Source organism: Pedobacter nototheniae, from assembly GCF_004335085.1.
In the GTDB taxonomy this organism is placed as follows: domain Bacteria; phylum Bacteroidota; class Bacteroidia; order Sphingobacteriales; family Sphingobacteriaceae; genus Pedobacter; species Pedobacter nototheniae.
The window spans coordinates 24,620-47,243 of the sequence record NZ_RQRS01000008.1; the positions used below are offsets into that span (position 1 = coordinate 24,620).

At 33.8% G+C, this 22,624-nt stretch carries 20 protein-coding genes; 12 read left to right on the forward strand and 8 right to left on the reverse strand.

Features of this window, described 5'->3' with window-relative positions:
* The first annotated feature begins 74 nt into the window (after positions 1-74).
* The 8 genes from EHC72_RS08655 to EHC72_RS08690 all read left to right on the forward strand — a co-directional run bounded on the left by EHC72_RS08655 (position 75) and on the right by EHC72_RS08690 (position 12,901).
* Positions 75-2,723, forward strand: coding sequence for a TonB-dependent receptor (locus EHC72_RS08655; RefSeq protein ID WP_131537288.1), 2,649 nt, complete (start codon positions 75-77; stop codon positions 2,721-2,723).
* 4 nt (positions 2,724-2,727) lie between these two features.
* Positions 2,728-3,519, forward strand: a complete 792-nt coding sequence (locus EHC72_RS08660; protein ID WP_165585794.1) for a DUF4249 domain-containing protein — start codon at positions 2,728-2,730, stop codon at positions 3,517-3,519.
* Positions 3,520-3,684: 165 nt separating this feature from the next.
* The gene (locus EHC72_RS08665; RefSeq protein WP_246029405.1) at positions 3,685-3,873 is read left to right on the forward strand and encodes a KOW motif-containing protein; all 189 of its coding nucleotides are present in this window, start codon (positions 3,685-3,687) and stop codon (positions 3,871-3,873) included.
* A gap of 60 nt (positions 3,874-3,933) precedes the next feature.
* Positions 3,934-6,318, forward strand: coding sequence for an outer membrane beta-barrel family protein (locus EHC72_RS08670; protein WP_131537291.1), 2,385 nt, complete (start codon positions 3,934-3,936; stop codon positions 6,316-6,318).
* Positions 6,319-6,646: 328 nt separating this feature from the next.
* The gene (locus EHC72_RS08675; RefSeq protein WP_131537292.1) at positions 6,647-7,729 is read left to right on the forward strand and encodes an efflux RND transporter periplasmic adaptor subunit; all 1,083 of its coding nucleotides are present in this window, start codon (positions 6,647-6,649) and stop codon (positions 7,727-7,729) included.
* A 21-nt stretch (positions 7,730-7,750) separates the two neighbouring features.
* Entirely contained in the window at positions 7,751-10,927 is a 3,177-nt protein-coding gene (locus tag EHC72_RS08680; RefSeq protein ID WP_131537293.1) for an efflux RND transporter permease subunit, read from the forward strand.
* Positions 10,914-12,350, forward strand: coding sequence for a TolC family protein (locus EHC72_RS08685; protein WP_131537294.1), 1,437 nt, complete (start codon positions 10,914-10,916; stop codon positions 12,348-12,350). The genes EHC72_RS08680 and EHC72_RS08685 overlap by 14 nt, the downstream gene beginning before the upstream one ends.
* A gap of 191 nt (positions 12,351-12,541) precedes the next feature.
* Complete coding sequence (locus tag EHC72_RS08690) at positions 12,542-12,901, forward strand: hypothetical protein (protein ID WP_131537295.1); 360 nt, start codon at positions 12,542-12,544, stop codon at positions 12,899-12,901.
* Between the two features lie 53 nt (positions 12,902-12,954).
* Here the strand turns inward: EHC72_RS08690 and EHC72_RS08695 are convergent, their stop codons facing one another.
* From EHC72_RS08695 to EHC72_RS08715, 5 genes are all read right to left on the reverse strand, one after another.
* Positions 12,955-13,155 carry a hypothetical protein gene (locus EHC72_RS08695; RefSeq protein ID WP_131537296.1) on the reverse strand — a complete coding sequence of 67 codons (201 nt, stop codon included), beginning with the start codon at positions 13,153-13,155 and terminating at the stop codon, positions 12,955-12,957.
* 241 nt (positions 13,156-13,396) lie between these two features.
* Positions 13,397-13,900, reverse strand: a complete 504-nt coding sequence (locus EHC72_RS08700) for a hypothetical protein (protein ID WP_131537297.1) — start codon at positions 13,898-13,900, stop codon at positions 13,397-13,399.
* Positions 13,901-13,911: 11 nt separating this feature from the next.
* A complete protein-coding gene (locus EHC72_RS08705) occupies positions 13,912-14,619 on the reverse strand; it encodes a LytR/AlgR family response regulator transcription factor (protein WP_131537298.1) in 708 nt (235 codons plus the stop codon).
* Positions 14,619-15,788 (reverse strand): sensor histidine kinase, encoded by a 1,170-nt coding sequence (locus EHC72_RS08710; RefSeq protein ID WP_131537299.1) that lies wholly within the window; start codon positions 15,786-15,788, stop codon positions 14,619-14,621. The genes EHC72_RS08705 and EHC72_RS08710 overlap by 1 nt, the downstream gene beginning before the upstream one ends.
* 56 nt (positions 15,789-15,844) lie before the next feature.
* Positions 15,845-16,582 (reverse strand): CPBP family intramembrane glutamic endopeptidase, encoded by a 738-nt coding sequence (locus EHC72_RS08715; RefSeq protein WP_131537300.1) that lies wholly within the window; start codon positions 16,580-16,582, stop codon positions 15,845-15,847.
* A 190-nt stretch (positions 16,583-16,772) separates the two neighbouring features.
* Between EHC72_RS08715 and EHC72_RS08720 the strand changes: the two genes are divergently transcribed.
* A complete protein-coding gene (locus tag EHC72_RS08720) occupies positions 16,773-17,132 on the forward strand; it encodes a DUF6249 domain-containing protein (RefSeq protein ID WP_131537301.1) in 360 nt (119 codons plus the stop codon).
* 151 nt (positions 17,133-17,283) lie between these two features.
* Entirely contained in the window at positions 17,284-18,195 is a 912-nt protein-coding gene (locus tag EHC72_RS08725; RefSeq protein ID WP_131537302.1) for an alpha/beta hydrolase family protein, read from the forward strand.
* Between the two features lie 99 nt (positions 18,196-18,294).
* On the opposite strand, the gene EHC72_RS08730 is transcribed toward EHC72_RS08725, so the two are convergent.
* From EHC72_RS08730 to EHC72_RS08740, 3 genes are all read right to left on the reverse strand, one after another.
* Positions 18,295-18,708, reverse strand: a complete 414-nt coding sequence (locus EHC72_RS08730) for a hypothetical protein (protein ID WP_131537303.1) — start codon at positions 18,706-18,708, stop codon at positions 18,295-18,297.
* On the reverse strand, positions 18,701-19,258 hold the full coding sequence (locus EHC72_RS08735) for an RNA polymerase sigma factor (protein ID WP_131537304.1): 558 nt from the start codon (positions 19,256-19,258) through the stop codon (positions 18,701-18,703). The genes EHC72_RS08730 and EHC72_RS08735 overlap by 8 nt, the downstream gene beginning before the upstream one ends.
* Positions 19,259-19,487: 229 nt before the next feature.
* Positions 19,488-19,961, reverse strand: coding sequence for a DinB family protein (locus EHC72_RS08740; RefSeq protein WP_131537305.1), 474 nt, complete (start codon positions 19,959-19,961; stop codon positions 19,488-19,490).
* 446 nt (positions 19,962-20,407) lie between these two features.
* Here EHC72_RS08740 and EHC72_RS08745 point away from each other — a divergent pair, with 446 nt between their 5' ends.
* Positions 20,408-21,865: a SprT family zinc-dependent metalloprotease gene (locus EHC72_RS08745; protein ID WP_131537306.1), complete on the forward strand. Its 1,458-nt coding sequence runs from the start codon at positions 20,408-20,410 to the stop codon at positions 21,863-21,865.
* A 20-nt stretch (positions 21,866-21,885) separates the two neighbouring features.
* Entirely contained in the window at positions 21,886-22,416 is a 531-nt protein-coding gene (locus tag EHC72_RS08750; protein ID WP_131537307.1) for a hypothetical protein, read from the forward strand.
* Positions 22,417-22,624: the final 208 nt, after the last annotated feature.

Sequence of the window (22,624 nt, forward strand, 5' to 3'; positions counted from 1 at the left end):
GTTTGAGGTTATTGCCATAATTGAAAATAATTATGAGGATTAACTCATGGTATTGTAACGCTAAAAGAAAAACAATGAAAAAAATTGGACCTGTAAAGATCCTAACGGCCATAGCTTTAATCTTGCTTTTTGTTGCCTTAATACAATCACAAGCACACGCTCAAAATCCGTTTGATAAAAAAATAAGTATAAATTTAGATAATGAGCCGCTTAAAAGTGCACTGGATAAAATAACACAGGTATCGGGGGTTAAATTTACCTACAATGAGCAAATTGCAAATAGCCCAATAAAGGTAAGCGTTAGTGCAACCAACAAAAGTTTAAAAGAAGTTTTATCTACCGCGTTTTTAAATAAACCGGTACAATTTAGCGCTTTAGATAAAGAAATTTTTATTCGTATTAATACCGATACACCAAAAAAGCAGGAGGCCGGTCCGGCGGCAAATCCAAATTCAAGCAAAGAAAAATTTACCCTCAGCGGAATTATTAAATCCAAGGCTTCGGGAGAAACATTGATAGCAGCTTCCATTAAGGTTGCCGGCACTAACCAAGCTACAATGAGCAACGAATATGGCTTTTATTCAATCACTTTAAACAAAGGAAATTATCCAATTGAAATTAAGGCCGTAGGTTTTAAAACTTACAAAACTTCTGTAGAATTAAACCAAGATATTAAACTTGATATAGCAGTGGATGAGGACGATAACCAGTTGGAAACCGTTACAGTAAGTGCTAATGCAAACAACAACCAAAACCTTAAAAGTACACAAATGGGAATGGAACGTTTTAGTATTAAGGAAACAAAAGAAGTGCCCGTTTTACTTGGCGAAGCCGATATTATAAAAACTTTGCAATTGCTGCCAGGTGTTAAAACAGCCGGTGACGGCAATGGAGGTATGTTTGTGCGTGGCGGTACTTCAGATCAGAATATTATCCTTTTGGATGAAGCACCTGTGTATAATGCAAGTCATTTACTGGGTTTCTTTTCTACTTTTAACTCTGATGCCATAAAAAATGTTACCCTTTATAAAAGTGGAATGCCTGCACAATATGGTGGTGGATTATCATCCGTATTGGATGTTAAAATGAACGATGGAAACAATCAAAAATTTGGCGTAAGCGGTGGCGTTGGTGTAATTGCCGCACGCGTTAATGTTGAAGGACCGATACAAAAAGATAAATCTTCCTTTCTAATTTCGGCCCGCAGAACTTATGCAGATATGTTTTTAAAGCTATCAAGCGATACATCCATTAAAAATGCACAACTGTATTTTTATGATATTAATGTAAAGGCAAATTACATTTTAGGTCAAAAAGATCGTTTGTATGTTTCAGGTTATTTCGGAAAAGATGTGCTCGCTTCTGAAAATTTATCAGGTATAAATTGGGGTAATGCAACATCAACCTTGCGCTGGAACCATGTTTTTAATAATAAACTGTTTTCCAATACCTCATTAATATTTAGCAACTACAATTACAAGGTAAAAGCAAATGATGATGAAAGCTCCTTAACACTTTTCTCGCAGATAAGAGATTGGAGTTTTAAGGAAAATATGCAATGGTATGTTAATGAAAAAAACACACTTAGCTTTGGTTTAAGTGCCACTTACCATACTATAAAACCTGGCGAAGTATTGGCTTCGGGTAATTCAGGCTTTATTTCTCAAGAATTTCAAAACAGATATTCATTGGATAATGCAGTGTACGCTAGTAACACTTGGAAAGCTAGCGATGCCTTAAATATTACTTATGGATTAAGATTATCGGCGTTTAGCATATTTGGAAAAGGTGATTTTTATAACTTAGATAACAATGGAAATATCATTGGAACAACCACTTACAAAAGCGGCGAAATTGTAAAAACCTATGTTAATTTAGAACCACGCCTAGCAGTTGCATTACAACTTAACGAACTATCATCGCTTAAGGCATCCTATGTTAGAAATGCTCAAAACCTGCACCTTATTTCCAATTCAAATGCAGCATCGCCAACAGATAGGTGGGTGGCTTCTACAAATATTATAAAACCCGAATTAAGCGATCAGGTTTCATTAGGTTATTATAGAAATTTTAACGATAATATTTACGAATTTTCAGCAGAAACGTACTATAAAAGCCTTAAAAATCAGATTGATTACCGCAACGGTGCCGATATATTTACAAGCAAACCTATAGAAACGCAATTGCTTTTTGGCGAAGGACGTGCTTATGGTCTCGAATTATTAATTAAAAAGAAAAGCGGTCGTTTAACCGGATGGTTGGGTTATACTTTATCTAAAACAGAAAGAAAAATTGATGGCATTAATAACGATGAATGGTATAACGCCCGCCAGGATAAAACACATGATATTACTTTTGTAGCCATGTATAAAGTTAGTCCGAAATGGACAGTTTCTGCAAATTGGGTATATTCTACAGGTAATGCAATTACTTATCCTAGAGGTAAATACACTATGTTGGGGAAAAGTTATTTTTACTTTTCAGATCGTAATGCCGATCGTATGCCTGCCTACCACAGGTTGGATTTGGGCGCAACACGATTGCTATCGCAAACAAAACGATACTCTTCCGAACTTAATTTTAGCTTGTATAATGCCTATGGGCGTAAAAATCCATTCCGTATTACCTTCCGCGATAATGAATTGGATGCAAGTAAAACTGAAGCGGTTAGAACAACATTATTTCAGTTTGTACCGTCAGTATCTTATAATTTTAAATTTTAACCTAATGAAATCTATATTCTATATTATAATTATGCTATTGTTTCTGTCATCCTGTGAAGATACGATAGATTTAAATTTGAAAGACCTGCAACTTAAATATGTTGTTGAAGGCGTAATTACCAATGAGCCTGGTGTTTGTAAAGTATTGATCAGTCAGACAAAGGATTTTAAGGATAACAATGATTTTAATGGTGTAAGTGGTGCTGTGGTAAAGATAGAGAGCGATGGAATAACAACCACGTTGCAAGAAGGAAGTAATGGCGTTTATCAAACCGATAAAATTAATGGTACACCCGGTAAAACCTATAAATTAACGGTAAACGTTAAAAATGAGGTTTTTACTGCCAGTAGCACAATGCCACAACCTGTTCCTCTTTTAGATTTTACACTTAAGGCAAGCGATTACGAGCCAACAAGAGTAACACCAAAAATAAAATATAAAGATGTAGCCGCAATTAAAAACTACTATTGGTTTCAACAATATATTAATGATAAAATCCAGTTGAGATACAAAGTTTCAAGCGATGAATTTACTTCTGGTCAAGAAGTAAACGAATATTTAGTTTATGAAAATAATACGAATGATAAAAGTAAGGATATTGTAAAAGGCGATAGACTTACCGTAGAAATGCATAGTATTGATGCACCAGTTTACACCTATTTATTTACACTTTTTAATGCAAATGGTTCTGCAGATGGTGCCGCACCTGCCAACCCGGTAAGCAATATTAGTGGCGGTGCATTAGGTTTTTTTAGTGCTCATACTACTGAACGTAAAACGATTACAATCCCTTAGAAGAAAAAAAGCAATATGTGTTTAAACGTTCAGGAGCTACTTTAGTTCCTGAACGTTTTCTTTTTTACGCATATAAAGAAATTTAATATGTACACTAAAACCTAAAAAACGTTAATTTATTTTATTGTACTATCTTAGTTTTACCAAATAGTTTTTATGAAAAATATGCCTCAAAATTTAAAAGATGGTGATTATTGTACCGTTATTAGCGGTACGCACAAAGGTAAATCCGGTATAGTTAGAGATATTAATTTGAGTAAAACCGGTCACATTACCATTACCGTTGTACAAAAAGATTCTGTTCGTTTTAAAACACTTAGTAAAAACGTTATTTTAGCAAGTGATACACACTAAAGTAGCATCCATTATAGCAAAACCAATTAAAATACTCTTATTCTAATAGCTCCTCATCCCATGTTTAAATTCAGCTCCGTTATATTCTTTCTTCTAATTTCTCATTTTGCAATTGCACAAATTAAAATTAAAGGCCGCATTACCGATGAAAATAAAAAGCCAATTGAATTGGCCCTTGTCAGTTTAAAGCAGAATAGCGGAAATCCATTAAATACAATTACAGATACAGCAGGAAATTATGTGCTTAATGGTGTTAAAAAGGGAACTTACAATTTATCTTTCAAATTTATTTCTTACAAAGATACTACGTTAAATATTTCAATAAATGCTGATACTTTAATTAATATGCAGCTGAAGAACGTTCAAATGCTATCTGATGTGGTAATAAGAGCCAAAAAGCCCATTTTTCAAAGAGAGATTGATCGATTTAGATTTAACGTTGCCGAAACAGATTTAGGCATTGGTAATAATGTATGGAATGTTTTAGAAAAAACGCCATTAGTTACCGCTTCAGATGATGGTGCAATTCAAATAAGTGGTACAACAGGTGCTGTGGTTTACATCAATAATAAGAAGAAAATTCTTTCGGGTACTGCACTTAAAGCATATTTAAGTAGCCTTCCGGCAGATAATTTGGATGCTGTTGAAGTAATTACAACTCCGCCAAGCAAATACGAGGCTGAGGGTGGCGCCGGCATTATTAACATTGTTACCAAAAAAACTAAAGAAGAAGGCTTTATGGGAAATACCGTATTAAGTGCTAGGCAAACGGCGGTTAATTCTCAGGCGGCTAGCCTTAACCTAAACAATAGGCAAGGTAATTGGAATGTGTATTCTTCTTTGTACATGGGAAATAGAAACAGAAAACCTGAAAGCAGTAAGGATATTTTTTATCCAGCGGGAGTGAGCAGTGGCTTAATTCAACGAACAATTAACTCATCTAACCATTTTAGAGATCTTTATCCAGGCGTTAATCTTGGGGCCGATTATCAGGTTAATGCCAAGAATGTTGTTGGTGTTTTATTTGATTATTCTGGTAATTGGCATAAAGAAACCCGAAATGCCATTAGTAAGGATTTTTATCTAGATAAAGAATTATCTTCTCAAACTGATAATAAGGATGATATAAATTCGCAAACCTATTCTTTAAACCTAAATTATGAAGGCAAGTTAGATTCGTTAGGTAAAACTTTAACTATTGATTTTGATGCCTTGAAATATCAATCAGGTTATTATTCTAAGAGTAATACAACTGCTTCAGGCGTAATTACGGATAACTTTAGAACGTCATCGCCTCAAGATATTAATAACCAGTCTGTTAAAGCTGATTTCGATTGGCCTGTAAATAAAACTACTTCGCTTAGTTTTGGATTAAAATCATCTTTCTCTAAAATTAATAACAACTTTTTATTCGAAAATAATGCTAGTGGGGATAATTGGATAGCTGATCCGAACCAAAGCAATGGTTTTAGATATAACGAAAATATCAATTCTGTTTATGGGATGCTTAATTATAAGGCAAGCTTAAAATGGACTTATCAATTGGGATTAAGGTTGGAAAATACAATTGCAAAGGGTTGGTTAGACGATAAAAGAGTGGTAGATAATAATTACGTCAACCTATTTCCAACAGCATTTTTAAAGTATACAAATAAGAAAAAGCAAAGTTATGTACTTGCGCTTACCAGCAGAATAACACGCCCAGGCTATTGGGATTTAAATCCTTTTAGAACATACACCACCAATCAAACATATTTTTCTGGCAATCCATTGTTATCTCCTGTTAAATATTATAGAGAAGAGTTAAGTCATAGCCTTAATGGCAAATTGGGATCATTAACTATTCAGCTTGCCGCCAGCCAAACCATTGGCGAAATTTATGCACTTCCTTACAATGTTGGTGATACAATTATCAATAAGAAAACAAATTATGGTAATAAATATAGCTATTCTGGCAGTTTAAGTTATTCTAATCAGTTTAATCCGTGGTGGAGATTTTCGGGTACAGTTTTAACTGGCTATGTAATTTCAAAAGGCGAATATGGTAACGATATAGCTATTGATAATCGTACTGGATTATTAAGTTTATCAACCAACCAAACATTTACTTTTTCGAAGAAATTTGGTCTTTATGGTACACTAGTAGCCAATAATACCTTCCCTGCAACAATTGTAAATACCCGTATTGGAAACAGACTTGATACCGAAGTTAGACTCAGAAAATCTGCAGGTCCATTTAGTATTACACTTGCAGCACAAGATCTATTTAAAAGTAATAAAGATCGTTACGAAATTCAATTGGGCGATTTACAAATACATGATAATTACTATAATGATACCCGAAGTGTTTATTTGGTGCTTAGTTATTCTTTTGGGAAACAGAGTGTTAAAGATAAACGCGATCGCGATACCGGAGTGCAAGATGTTAAAGGCCGGTTAATGTAGTTCTCCCCATTTTTTTAGCCGCGGAAATACAGAATTTACCGAAATTTTAATTTTGAGTATACTGTGCTTCCGTGGCAAACCATGCTTTAAGCTATTGTGCCGAAACCATTTCGGCATGTTTCATCTCCTATCCTCATAATTCTCTTCCCACCTGAATTTTAACTTCATTATAACTTCATAAATCTGTAGTTATTTCGTACCAGTAATAATCAAATAGGGTACTGTAATTTATTGAAATCTAATTGTAACACCGCTCCGCAGGATACAGTCTTCATGTGCATTCTCCTATAAATTAGAAAAGAAAACAAATCAGATAAACTATTCAACGATGAAAAGAAACGTCATATGCCTCGGTTTGAGCGCTTTGATTTACGTAACAGGTTGTACATCAAAAAAAGAAGAGAAAGCAGAAGTTGTAACTTATGCAGTAACCTCGCCATTACAAATGGATACTTCGTTTACTAAAGAATATGTTTCGCAGATTAAATCTGTCCGTAACATTGAAATTAGAGCGCAGGAAAAGGGTTATTTGCAAAAGATTTATGTAGATGAAGGGCAGCGAGTACATGCAGGTCAGGTTCTATTTAAGATTATGCCAAAACTGTTCGAGGCCGAAGTACTTAAAGCGCAGGCAGAAACTAAAGCTGCAGAAATCGAACTTCAAAATACAAAATTACTTACCGATAAAAATGTAGTTTCTAAAAACGAGTTAGCTATGGCAAAGGCAAAATTGCAATCTGCTAATGCCGAAACTACGCTTGCTAAACTTCATTTGGCATTTACTGAAATCAGAGCGCCATTTGATGGTACAATTGATCGCATTCCTTTAAAACTAGGTAGTTTGGTAGATGAAGGCGCATTGCTAACCACTTTATCGGATAATAGCCAGGTATTTGCATATTTCAACGTTTCAGAGCCCGAATATCTTAGTTATCAAAATGCTGTAAAAGCGAAAGGAAAACAAGAAGTGAGCTTGTTGCTTGCTAATAATGAATTGCTGAAATCTAAAGGACAGGTAGAAGTTATAGAAAGTGAGTTTAACAACGAAACAGGAAACATTGCATTCAGAGCAAGATTTTCTAATGGAGATAACTTGCTGAGAAACGGTCAAACCGGAAAAATACAAATGGAAGTACCTTTAAAAAATGCATTGGTTATTCCGCAAAAAGCAACTTACGATATTCAAGATAAAACTTATGTGTTTGTTGTTGATAACCGAAATGTGGTACACTCAAGAGTAATTACCATAGCAGATGAATTGCCTGATCTTTATGTAGTTGCAAGTGGGTTAAAAGCTGGCGATAAAATATTATTAGAAGGTGTTCAAAACGTAAAAGACGATGATAAGATTACTTTCAAGTTTCAGCAACCGAAAGAAGTCATTCAGCAATTACGATTAAAAACAGAATAATCTAACTCTTACACTTATTTTATGTTTGGCAAATTCATACAAAGGCCCGTCCTTTCTATAGTTATATCGCTAGTAATTGTGTTTTTGGGGGCTTTGGCTATCACATCCCTTCCTGTAACACAATTTCCATCCATTTCGCCGCCGAAAGTAAACATCACGGCAGAATACCCTGGAGCGAACAATGAATTATTAATTAAATCGGTTATTATTCCACTAGAGCGTGCACTTAATGGTGTACCAGGAATGAAATATATTGCATCAGATGCCGGTAATGATGGCGAAGCCAGCGTGCAGGTGGTATTTAATTTAGGTACCGATCCTAATCAGGCATCGCTTAATGTGCAAAATAGGGTGGCAGCCGTTACCAACAAACTTCCGCCGCTTGTGGTGCGTGAAGGCGTAAAAATTACTCGCGAGGAATCCAATATGTTAATGTACATCAATTTGTACAGTAAGGATCCTAAAATGAACGAAAATTTCCTGTATAACTTTGCCGATATCAATTTGCTTTCTGAGCTGAAAAGGATTGATGGGGTAGGCTTTGCAGATATTTTGGGTAATCGCGATTATGCAATGCGAATTTGGCTTAAACCAGACCGTATGCAGGCGTATAAAATTTCTGTTGATGAAGTGATGAAAGCCCTTGATGAGCAAAGTTTAGAAGCTTCTCCAGGTAAAACAGGAGAAAGTTCAGGCCGCCGTTCTCAAGCTTTTGAATATGTTTTAAAGTATTCGGGAAGATTTAATACCAAAGCAGATTACGAAAATGTTGTGCTTCGCGCAAATGCAAATGGAGAAATGCTTCGGTTAAAAGATGTAGCCGACGTAGACTTTAGCAGTTCGATGTATGATATTTACTCTAACCTAAACGGAAAACCATCAGCAGCAATTGTATTAAAGCAATCATATGGTAGTAACGCAAGTCAGGTAATTAAGGATGTAAAAGCGAAAATGGCTGAAATTAAAGGCAGTTCATTTCCAAAAGGTTTGGATTACGAAATCAGTTACGATGTTTCTAGATTTCTTGATGCATCCATAGAAAAAGTAATTCACACGCTTGTAGAAGCCTTTATATTGGTGGGTTTAGTTGTGTTCTTATTTCTTGGTGATTGGCGCTCAACACTTATTCCAGCCATTGCAGTTCCTGTATCTCTAATTGGTACGTTTATGTTTATGCAATTCTTCGGAATCAGTTTAAACCTGATTACCTTGTTTGCGTTGGTGCTAGCCATTGGTATTGTGGTAGATGATGCCATTGTGGTAATTGAAGCTGTACACGCCAAAATGGAGCATAATCCTAAGCTCTCGGTACTAAAAGCTACGCAACTTGCCATGAAAGAAATTAGCGGTGCTATTATTGCAATTACCTTTTTAATGGCGTCGGTATTTATTCCCGTAGCTTTTATGTCTGGTCCAGTAGGTATTTTTTACAGGCAATTCTCTATAACCATGGCTACAGCCATTATTTTATCGGGTATTGTTGCACTTACTTTAACACCAGCTTTATGTGCTATTATGCTTAAAAATAATCATGGTAAGCCTAAAAGAAAAACAGCTATTGATCGCATTTTAGATGGCTTTAACAATTGGTTTGGAAGACTTACCGGCAAATATGAAAATGTTTTAAATAAAGTAGTTAGCCGTCGTTTCTTTACTTTCGGCGTGCTTTTAGCATTTTGTGCAGGCATTTGGATTTTAAATGGAAGCGTAGCTTCTGGTTTTATCCCTAACGAAGATCAGGGAATGGTTTATGCTATTATTCAAACACCTCCAGGCTCCACTTTAGAGCGTACAAACCAAGCTGCAGAAAAACTTCAAAAAATTTCTGAAGGCATTGAAGGTATTCAATCTGTATCTTCTTTAGCTGGATATGAAATATTAACTGAAGGTACAGGCGCAAACTCAGGAACGTGTTTAATTAACCTTAAAGACTGGACCGAACGTAAAAATTCATCACTTGAAATTATCAAGGAACTAGAAGAAAAAGCCAAAACTATTCCTGGCGCTTCCATAGAATTTTTCCAACCGCCAGCAGTACCTGGTTATGGTGCCGCCGGAGGATTTGAATTGCGTTTGCTTGATAAAGCTGGAAGTGGCGACTATTCAAAAATGGAAACAGTAAGTAAAGATTTTGTAAAGGAGTTGAATAAGCGTAAAGAATTATCATCTGTATTTACTTTTTATAGTGCCAGTTTCCCACAATATATGTTGCATATAGATAATGATATTGCGCAACAAAAGGGTGTAACAATTGATAATGCCATGAGCACACTTTCTACATTTGTGGGTAGTGATTACGAAACCAGTTTTATTAAATACGATCGTCAGTACAAAGTGATGGTTCAAGCTTTACCACAATATAGAGCTTTACCAGAAGATATATTGAAACTTTCAGTTAAAAACAGTCGTGATGAAATGGTGCCATTCTCAGCCTTTATGCGTATGGAAAAAGTATATGGCTTATCAGAAATTACTAGGCACAATATGTATAACGCTGCAGAAATTAGTGGTCAGGCAGCACCAGGTTATAGCTCTGGCGAAGCCATTAAAGCCATTACAGAAGTTGCAAAGAAAACGTTACCACGTGGTTTCGGTATAGATTGGGCAGGTATTTCTAAAGATGAGGTATCAAGAGGTAATGAAGCCATTTATATCTTTTTAATCTGCTTAGGTTTCGTATATCTTGTGCTTGCAGCCCAATATGAAAGCTTTATTTTGCCACTATCAGTTATCCTTTCCTTACCTGCAGGTATTTTTGGAGCATTTTTATTCCTTAAAGTATTTGGTTTAGAAAATAACATTTATGCACAGGTAGCTATGGTTATGCTAATTGGTTTGCTCGGTAAAAATGCCGTACTAATTGTTGAGTTTGCCACGCAGCGACACAGTCAGGGTGCATCGGTACTTAAAGCGGCAATGGAGGGTGCAAGTGTGCGTTTCCGTCCAATTTTAATGACATCCTTTGCTTTTATTGCAGGTTTAATACCGTTAATGATCGCATCAGGACCAGGTAAAATTGGTAACCGTACTATTGGAACTGCAGCCGCCGGAGGTATGCTTTTCGGTACACTATTCGGTGTAGTAATTATCCCCGGATTATATTTCATATTTGGTAAAATAGCCGAAAAACACAAATTAGTTAAGATTGAAGAAGAACATCCATTAACTGAAGAAATTGAAAACAATGTTAAAAAATAGCATTTATAAAAGCCTTGGTTTAGTGCTTATATGCGCTGCATATACCGCTTGTAAATTGCCTGAGGTTGCACAACGTAACGAAAATAAAAGTGTACCTGCGAGTTTTAGTTCCTCGCAGGATACATTAAACAGTGCCAGCGTTAAGTGGCGTCAGTTTTTTACTGATCCTAATTTGATTAACCTAATTGATACCGCACTGAAAAATAATCAGGAATTAAACATCGCCTTGCAGGATATTGAAATTGCTAAAAATGATATTAGAGCAAAAAAAGGTGATCTTTTGCCAAGTGTAGGTTATAAAGTAGGAGCAGGTTTTGAAAAAGTTGGTCGTTATACCAGTTCAGGAGCTGGGGATGCTTCAACAGAGATCACACCAGGAAAAGAGGTGCCTGAAGTGTTGCCAGATTATAATTTTGGTTTGCAAGCCAATTGGGAAGCTGATATTTGGCATAAATTACGCAATGCGAAAAAAGCTGCAGTAACCCGTTATTTATCAACTGTTGAAGGGAAAAACTTTGTTGTAACCAACCTCGTAGCAGAAATTGCAAATTCATATTATGAATTATTGGCGCAAGATAATCAGTTGGAGATTGTTAAAAAGAACATCGATTTACAAAACAACGCTTTGGAATTAATGAAAATTCAAAAAGAAGCTACAAGAGTTACAGAACTGGCTGTGCGTAAGTTTGAAGCCGAGGTATTAAGCTCAAAGAGTTTGGAATATGATATTCAGCAAAATATTACAGAAACTGAAAATAAGATTAACTTTTTGCTTGCACGTTTCCCTCAGCCAATTATTAGAAATAAAGGCAGTTTTACTGATCTCGTTCCGCCAGCAGTGGCCACCGGCATCCCGTCACAATTATTGGCTAATCGACCTGATATTAAACAAGCTGAACTTGATTTAGCGGCTTCAAAATTGGATGTGAAAGTAGCAAAAGCGCAGTTTTATCCTTCTTTAGGAATTTCGGCAACCGTAGGTTATCAGGCATTTAACCCTTCCTATTTACTTAGAACGCCAGAATCTTTAGTGTATTCATTGGCAGGTGATTTAGCAGGACCATTGATTAATAGAAACGCCATTAAAGCAGAATATTTAACTGCTAACGCCAAACAATTACAAGCTGTTTATAATTATGAAAAAACTATTCTGAACGGCTATATAGAAGTGGCAAATCAAATGTCGAATATTTCTAACCTTCAAAAAAGCTATGATTTAAAAGCCAAGCAAGTAAAAGCACTTACAGAATCAATAGAAATTTCAAATGCTTTATTTAAATCAGCTAGAGCAGATTATTTTGAGGTTTTAATGACCCAAAGAGATGCTTTACAATCTAAATTAGAACTGATTGAAACTAAAAAACAACAGCTAAATGCCGTGGTAAATATTTATCACGCTTTGGGTGGAGGATGGAATCAATAAATACAATAATCCTTGTTTATCTAAAGGCTTGTCTAACAGACAGGCTTTTTTTATGTTTTTTATTGTTCGTTCGCGTACAGGTATGTACGGAAATGAACAGTGGTTGTTTGTAAAATAACCTTTATTGGCACCATTAGCATTATTTACTATTGGCACGGTTATTCTGTATTTGAAGTTAAAAACTAATTATTATGTATATCAAAATACTCTTTGTTCTATCATCAATTTTATTTCAAACGCAGAACATTACCAGAAGTTGGGATGGAAGCGATACTCCTGGACATTCTTATGCCACTTTTGAAGAATTTAATGGAAAGCAAGATTTTAAAATCAAGCTAAATAAAAAGGAAAGTTTTACTTTTAAATATTCAGCCATTATAAAAAAGGGAACGCTTCATCTTGCAATCAAATCCGGTTCAAAAACCATTTATGAAAAAGATATAAAAGATACAGTTTCAGATGAAGTTAAGGTTGATTATGCCGAAGGCAAAAAATACTCGTTTACATTTACGGCTCTACATGCAAAGGGTAGTTTCGATGTACGTTATTAAACCTAAGTTAACTTTTAAATAAGCACCTGCATTTACAGGTGCTTACAAATTTGTTAATCATTTGTAGGATGAACAACTATTGGAGTTTCCCCACAATTTTTTGGAGTAAGGCAGTCATCTGCCGAGTAAACAGTAATGCAGCAGTTAAAACAAGTTAAAAATTCTTGGTTTCTCCAGCTTTCACAATTGTAAGCTGCTACTCCTCCACTGATTTTTTTCATTTCAGTTCTACTAAGTAAATTCCCTTTTTTCATGATGTTAAGTTTAGATTTGGTTAGATCTTACAGGCCTTCCACGCCGGTCTGTGTATAGCGGTACCGATATGTTATGGCTTGTTTTTAGTGTGATATAATGTAATCATATCTCTAAATAATTTGCTTTAATCGGTTACTAATATGTAAGTTAACTTAAATAAGTGAATGAAACAAATCATTACCATTTAATCTAAAATAGCTTTAAGAAAGAATTTATAATCAGAAGTAGAAGAAGTATTTTTTATTTTAGCTTGTCAACAGGTATTTTTTTTCTTGTAAAACTTTCTGTAAAGTTGGTATCAATAATATTATCGTTTTTTATTACTGCCTTAGGCTTTTTAACCTGAGGTACACCAAATGCTATATATTTATTGTTCTGTTTTTTCCAGCTATTATAAAAAATAGGATAGTAGCCTCCAGTTAAATCATCAACCAATTGAATACATAAGTTTGTTGTAACAACAGGTAACAACTTATCTTTTTTATACTGCAAATAAACTGTCTTTTTGGACTCATCGTAATGGTAAGTGCCCTGGTATTTATGTGTCCAATATGCTCCCCCAGAATACCAATGAGTGGCTGTAAAAGTATTATCCTTAAAAAAATGCCACACTGTACCACTACCAGCAGCTTTATTTCCAGCTGTCCAAACCCATTCCTCATTATCTAAGGAAAAATTATCAGGTTGCTTTTCTTGGGCTTGAGCACCTAAAAATATAATAGATAAAAGCAATATAACTTTCATTTTTGGTGGATTTAATTAATACCTAAAAGATTAAAAAGTTCTTCTTTTTTATTTAAAGCAATTGAAATTGATTTTCCATTAACAAGTTCAACCATATTACCATTAACACTTCTTACGGCTTCGAGGTTTAAAATAAATGAACGCTGAATTCTGAAAAAAATAGGGAGTGATAGCATCTCTTCCATAGATTTAAGTGTGGTTTGCGTGGTATAAGTTGCTGATGGAATAACAATTTTTAGATAATCGCCTTGCGCTTCAATATATAAAATTTCATTGAGTAAAATTTTAATCAGTTTTCCTTCTGATTTTATAAAAATCCGATCATTATTTACTTGTTGAATGGATGACGATTTTTTCAACTCTAAATAATCTTTAGCTTTATTAACCGCTTTCAAAAAGCGATCAAACCTTACTGGTTTTACCAAATAATCTGTTGCTCCGGCATCAAAACCATCCAATGCAAAATCTCTGTAAGCAGTAATAAAAATAGTAACAACAGTATTTCCTAAAGCACGCACAAACTCCAAACCATTCAGTTTTGGCATTTCTATATCGCTAAAAACAATATCCACATGGTTATCTTTAATAAACAAAAGTGCTTCAACAGGATCTTCAAAGGTTGCCACAATATTTAAAAATGGAACAGATTTAGCCAATGATTCTACAACATCTCTAGCCAAAGGTTCGTCATCAATAATGATGCAATTTAATTTTTTCATTAATTTTCCAATTCTATTTTTAATGATACCTTAAAACGATTTCCATCATTTTCAATTTGCAATTCGTGTTTATCTGGATACAATAATTGTAGTCGTTTTTTTGAGTTTTCTAAACCTATGCCTCCAAAAACAGCTTTTTTTATAGTTTCATCTATATCATTTTCGATATAGAAATAAAAGCATCCTTTACTGATTTTTATGTTTAAGATAAGTAATGAATCATCTTTTGACTTTAAGCCATATTTAAAAGCGTTTTCAATAAAGGTAAAGGTTAAAAGGGGGGCGATATGAAATCCTGAATATTCAGATTCTGAAGAAAACTCAAATTGAATGTTTTTATCTCCGGAATACCGCATCTTTTCAAGTTCTACGTAGTTTTTAATAAAATCCATTTCCTTGCTTAGCAATACTTTTTCGGTATTTGATTCATAAAGTGTATAACTCATCGTATCCGAAAGGTTAAGAATTACTTCGGGTGCCAAATCGTCTTTTTTAAGGCTTAAGCTATAAAGATTATTTAAAGTATTAAAAAGGAAATGGGGGTTGAGTTGAGCTTTCAGAAAGTCTTTTTCGATATTAATATTCTGAATTTCCAGGGTTGCTTTTTGCTTCTGGATATTTAAAGTTCTATTATAAAGTCTGGATATTTCGAAAAGGATTTTAACAAAGAAGAAGGGAGATAATATGGAAATAATAATGATGGCTTGAGATATAATTCTTTTTATTGATATGGCTTCTAAAAGGGTTTGGCTTGCGCTGCCTTTAATTGCGCCTTTTAATTCGCCACTTAAAATTTCAAAGCCAAGCGAATAATAGGCAATAGAAAACAGGTAGGTAACCAGCAACCAAATGATAACAAATAGCGGAAAAGCAATAATTGTATAGAGTATGGCCGTGCCTACATTTCCTTTAAAAATTAAGGGTAGAGCGATGTAGAAAAACGAATAAAAAACAACCATATTAACAACCACCATCCGTAATGTGAATATAAAGCTGTTGAAATAATTGAGTTGATAGGCAATTGTATAACTTAAAAATAAAAGCATAGCGAAGCCAAGCCACATGATGCTATGAAGAAAAATTCTTCTCCCTTTGGTATAAAATTTTTCAAAATCGAATTCTTCAATCTTATTAGTGAAATAGCCGGAAAAAACCTGTGTATTCTGCATTTCTTGTTTTTAAAGCGAACCAAAATTAACTTTTTTGGCTCGCGTATAATATTTAATTATAAAATTCTGATGATGGCATTCATAATATTAATGGTGTTGTGCCCAAGCATAGAGTAAATAAGATTGCCAGATAGTTTTCTGAGAATACCAACACTTAAAGATGAAATTAAGGTTAGATAAAGTATGGTCATTAAATCGAATTTAAAAGCATGATTTTCTGTAAGTGCTGCGCCGTGAACCACTCCAAAAAGAACTGTTACAATAATAAATCCCCAGCCAAATTTTACGCCTTTAAATGTCCAGTTCGGAATAAAAACTTTGTCGAGCAGCCATAAACTTATTCCTCTAAAGGCAATTTCCTCTGTTAAACCTGGCATGGTTGCCTGAAAAGCAAAGGTTTCTATATCAAAACGACCTCCTTTAGGGAATAACACCATTTTGAAAACTAAATCGAAAAGTAAAAATCCGAAGAAAATCAATAAACCAATTTTTATTTGCCTTTTGGAATTTGTTTTTGTGGTGAAGCCAATTTCCTGACGATCGGATTTTGAAACAGAATAAATTATTATTAATGATAAAGCCAAGCTTAAAATCTTCCCAAGCCACGTAAATTTAAGCCCTAAAAAATTCAGACTAAAATGTGCCATTGATAATTGTTGAATGTAACAATCTGTTAAGAAGTAAATAACAAAAAACGCTAGGTATTTAAGCTTGCCTTTTTCTGATTTGATGAATGCAATGATGATAATTGGCAGGATAATGAGAATCCAAATAAGTGGTGTTAGTAGTGACATATCTTTTATAATTTTTATCAAAACTATAAGCCACTGAAATGAAATAGAAAAGCTACCGATGAAATTGAGGTTTTTACCGATGGAAGATTATTATTAAACGATTTGAAATTATTGCAAAAAGTAAAATTTAAATTCACCATAACTGCAACCTAAACCCAAAAGCGATTGTCTACTTAGAAAAAATCATATTATGTTATATAAAATTGCACCCTTTATAATGATTATAATGACCACTTGGATAAGTGCGTTGGCTGTTATTCAATTATTAAGATATAGAATAAAAAGAAAGATAATTGAAGCTGGCATGGTTGATGAAAATCTTGTTAAAGCCATTTTAGAAGATAATAAAAGCCCTGAAGAAAAGCAGCAGAATGTATTAAAATGGGTTTTTGTAATGGGTTTTGGTGGTCTGGGGTTAATTGTTCAAGAATTTTTGCCTTATAATATGGATGAATCACTGCTGCCATATGGTGTAATCATTGTATTTTTGTCTATTGGCCTTTTGCTTTATTATCTGGCAACAAATTATCTGTCGAAAAAATCACAATAAAATCTAAAATTTACTTTCAAGAAGCTTCATTTAAGATCATCAAGCTCTTAACAAATTTGTAAAAGCACAAACCACATATTATAACTAATTATTAATAACTTTTAACCTAGGTAAAATGCTTGGGGTAGAACACTAATGTCAAAAATTTATTATGAAAACAATTAAATACCTCCACATTTTAAAAACAATTAAGCCATATTTGCTTCTGCTATTATGCTTTTTGAGTTTTACTGCACTTAGCCAGACTGTGGCTGATTCTAGCTTTATAGAAGAAAATATAAAATTTAAAAGTGGTGCCGATTCATTAGCAGGTACAATCTATATACCCAGAAAGCCATATGCGGCAATAGTTTTAATCCATGGTTCTGGTCAGGAAAAAAGGATGGTAAAAATGGCAATGCTTCTGGCCAAAAATGGAATTGCTGTATTAACTTACGATAAACGTGGGGTGGGGCAATCTGGTGGGGTTTATGTTGGACCAGAAGTTGGAACAAACAATATTGATTCTACCAATCTTGATTTATTAGCAGTTGATGCTAGTGCTGCAGCTAATGCACTATTGTTAAATTTACCGCGTAACCATGGGCCGTTGGGTTTAATGGGTTTTAGTCAGGCTGGTTGGGTAATTCCTCTGGCGGCGGAAAAAAATAATAATGTAAACTTTATGGTATTGTTTAGCGGACCGGTTATTAACACGTTGGAGCAGTTGCGATTTCAGTTTTTTACACAAGGAAATACTAAATTTTGGGATACCCATACAGAAAGCGAAGCACGCGAACATATCCGTAATGATGCTGATCGGTATCAATTTACAGCCACTGATCCACAAAAATCTCTTGCTAAACTATCAATTAAAGGATTGTGGCTTTTTGGAGAGAAGGATATTCAAGTCCCAGTTAATGTATCAATAGAGCATTTAAATGAACTTAAAGCAAAGGGTAAATTGTACGAATATCGATTGTTTCCTGAATTGGGGCATAATACATCATCTTCTAAAACCCCCGAACCAACTGTTGCTGCTATACAATGGATTAAAACATTAGGAAATAGTAATAAAAAGTAATTGGTAGATTCTATTAATAACAAAAACGCAAATAATATGAGTTTGCGTTTTTGTTATACCTATAAAAAAGGCAAAAGAAAGTATGGCGCAAATAAGACCTTAAATATTGCTCTTAATTAATCTTTTTTCCACGATGGTGAATACAAGTATAGCAACGATTCCAATGCCAATAAAGCCTTTCGCCTTATCTATAACCACCAAAATAGGAGCAAAGGCATCTTTAAAGGCGAAGAAAATGATAGCAATTACAATAATTCCAATCAAAGAAATTATGGCTAATCCCCAGTAAAAAAGGGTATCGCTTGTCCTTTTCTTTTCGAGTTTAATTCGTCTTAATACGTTAGCTTTAAAGGAAAGAGAAAGATGCTCAATAGGTTCTTTCCCCAATTGCTCATAAATTAATTCATAGGCTTTTAAATCCTCTGTATCCATCATATCAGAAGAAACCCCTTTTATTCCTTTTATTTTTTGGTCAAGAATTTCTTGAATTCTTAAGTCTTCATCCTTATTCATAATCTGCTTTTAAATGAGGTGTAATTTTATTTTTAAGCATTTTTCGAGCTCGAAATAGATAATTTTTTATTGTACCCTCAGGCATTCCCGTAGTTTCATTTATCTCTTCGATTGAAAATTCTTCTAAATGGTAAAGCGTTAATACCACCCGATAATTTTCTGGTAACTGATTAATGAGTTTATTTATATATGCTGAAGTATTTTTTTTAATTAGGATTTCTTCAGGGTCATCCTGATCCATTTCAATATTCAATAAATCATCAGGATAATCTTCAGTAAAGTTTTTTTTGCTTTTTTTTAGATGATTAAGAGCCGTAAAATAAGCTATGCGAGCAATCCAGGTAGATAGTTTTGATTGATATTTAAATGTTCCTATGTTTTTATGAATTTTTACAAATACCTCTTGGCACACATCTTCTGCATCCATTTGTTCTGGAACGATTCCTTTGGCAATATGAAAAATCAAATTCTGATATTTATCCACCAAAAGTGAAAATGCCTTGGTATCTCCTTTGATTATACGTACTATAATTTTTTGCTCTTCGCCCATAGACATATTAAGTAGACAATACCAAAGTAAATAAGGTTGCAGTTTTGGGCGAAAATAATCAACTTAATTAGTTTATGTTTATTTGGAAACTAAAAATTGTCATACCTGTGTGCTTCTCAAATCATTTCCTATCTGGTTTAAGCGTAATTGCCCATTTAGAAAAGATATTTATGCTATTGCTACGGGCAATTTCCGATATTATGAAATAATTAAATTTCACAGATGTAATTCATTCATTGATTAATAGCTTCAAATACGTAAAAATCTTCCCGCTGTGCTCCGCTTCGTGATAGTTAGCAGCTTGTAGTGCTTGAACATGATTTTTCACTTGAAACCCTATAGGCAATTCAAAGGGGGTATAATTGACAAATAGCTTGGATTCCAGATCGGATTCAAGGAGGTTAACTGTATCAATCAATAAATGTTTTACCTCATCAACATCTGGAGTAATTTTCCAAGAACCTGGAGAAGATCCGATTTTGAAACAATCCATAAATTCTTTGGATATATACATTGGTAATCCACTACGCATGTACATATGCCTTTGTTGAGAAGTAATACAATGACCAATTTGCCAAATTATATTATTGTTGAAACCTTTTGGAATTTTAAATAATATTTCATGATTATTCGCTTCAATTAATTGAAAAAGCCTATTTCTGCTAGCTCTTAAAATTTCACATTCGAAACGTTCATTAATCATTTAAGTTAGTCTAAGTTCTTTATAATGGAAGAAAGCCGTAATATTCTCTAAAGTAAGCTTTTCGCATTAAAGTTCAAATTTGACTATATTTAATTTACTGATATTTTTAGTAAATTAAATAGTGAGTGAAGTCGAAAACAACATTATTTATCAACATCATTTATATGCTTAATTATATCGCTTTAAAATTCAAATAATGATAATGTAATTCGTAAGTTTATAACTACGATTACTGACTTTAAATTTTATTTTTGGTGTACGTGAAAAATTAATTTCATGTAAATTTATTTGATCCGATTGCCTTTTTAGGCTATTCAGATAACGCCTAATTCCATTTGGTGTAAATTCAATCTATAACGGCTAATCATTCAAATTATGAAATTATCTTAGGGGAATCATCATCCTTAAAATTTAACAATTAATTTATTAACACAATTATTAAACTGATGAAAAAAATTAATGCACTCTCTTTGCCTTTTCGGGCAATCGGGCTATGTTTTATAGTCTGCCTTTTAGCCATAACGTCTTGTAAAAAAGATAAGACTGGTGATGGAAAACTATCAGAAACCGACCTTCAAACTTTAAAAGACTGGCAAAGTAAACACTTTGATCAAAACAGCATTTTGTTTTCCGGTATGGTTCCAAATTGGAGTAATATTTATGTAAATCAATTAAAAGATAAAATCGTGTATGAGGTTGAGTTAACCCCTACTGATAATGCCTTTATGACGAACGGCTTTTTAAATAAGGGCGATAAAAACAACTATCAATCGACGAGTAGGTTTAAGTTGTTAATATTGAAAGATGCTAAAACGGATAAAATAACTGATGGTTATTATATGTCTAGTATTTCAAATGAACCTGTACATTACACCCAAACAGATCAATTTACTGGTTATATTTATTTTTATAACACAAAAGGTAATTTCATAAATGGATGGTCATTTGATGCTGGGAAAGCTGTACAAGGTATTAGGTCTGGAACATACGCTGGATATAAAGAAACAATGAATCCTAGTCTGAGAGAAAAAATTAACATGAGTAATTTTGGTAACGGCAGAATTCAAGTGGAAGCGCCTGGGAACAGCTGTTACACTATGACAATCCCTGTTTATGCCACAAGTTGCATCTCAGTTGAGGATTCACCACCAATATGTTCAATTTACATTAAAGGGTATGTCTATGGACAGTTTTGCCCTGGGGTACAAATTTCGCCAGATGGTAGTGGCGGTGTTATACCTGATCCCATTCGACCAATAGGCCAGACACCCGTGACTACAACTGTTCCTGAAATAACTGACGAGTTCGAAAATTACCCTTGCGCAAAGGCACTTGTGCAAAAGATGAAAACATTGAATAGTGATATTGCCAATTTGATAAAAAATGCTTTTAATACTAATGATTTAAAAAACCTTAATTTTGTAGCAGATCCTGCGTTGGCTGGAACCAACATAGATGGACATTACATGAGAGGAAATACGACTCCTGAATCAGGAGTAGGTTTTCATGAAATTGGTATTAATCCTGATGTATTAAATAATTCAACGCAAGAGTTTATACTCGCAACTTTATATCACGAAGCTTTGCATGCATATTTTGCTCAAAAATTGAGCGATTTAGGGAAGGCGGAGTTTGATAGGCAATTTCTTGGGGTAGAGGTAAATGGTGGTCGATTATTAGTACAGGACGAAGCACATATAAGTATGGGGTATCAGAGATTTGTGACAGGAATAAAAAATACAATATTAGCATTCAATCCAGGCTTTGATCCTAATAGGGCTGAAATTATAGCAAAATCAGGGATTGTCCAGGCACTTCCGGCTGAGAGCAAAATTAATAGTCAGGAAAGAAATCCATATGATCCTAATAATCCAGGAGCAACAGGTACAAAATGTCTTGAATAAAACCATAATCAATAATACTTATGAAAACATTTAATATTCTGTTTGTATTTTTATTAGGGCTTTTCCCAATTATTTCAATTGCGCAAACCCAACAATCAGAAACAATCCCAGATTGGCAAAAGAAAGTGTACAAAATACTGATGAGAGATAAGTCTAGAGAGGTCTTAGAAGATAGTGTTGCACTATATTCTTTTACTTTTAAGTTAAAAATTATTAAATCAAAAGAAAATAAAATAAAGGTTGATCAATTAATAGTAAGTGATAGTTTAATGTACAAGCTATTCCCAAGTTATAAAGATCTTTATAGTATTGACTATAGTTCTTTACTAAAAACGCGTAAAAAATTAAATATTATTATTCCAATTTTAATTTCAAATACTTCACCAAGTGCAAAAAGAAGATACGAAACACGAGGTGAACCTCTTATGAGTATTGAATCAGCCTTAGATATTGCTCAAAGTTCATTAACTTCTATGATTCCAAAAAATAAAAAATCTAATGAAATATTACTTTTAAATCCAGTTGTAATTAAAATACTTAATTTAAAGTAAAGACTACATAACTTATTAATCTCATTAAGAAATTATAAAAGAGTTAAAGATTATTTAAAACAAAGCCACACGAAAATTTTCATGTGGCTTTATTATTTGCGCTCGCTAGCATTTATAAACTATAAACACCTTATCATTTATTCTGCAAACTGATTTTTTTTAATCGCCGCCGCTGTTGTAGAGGAGAGTGTAAAAAGTGATTTTTTCC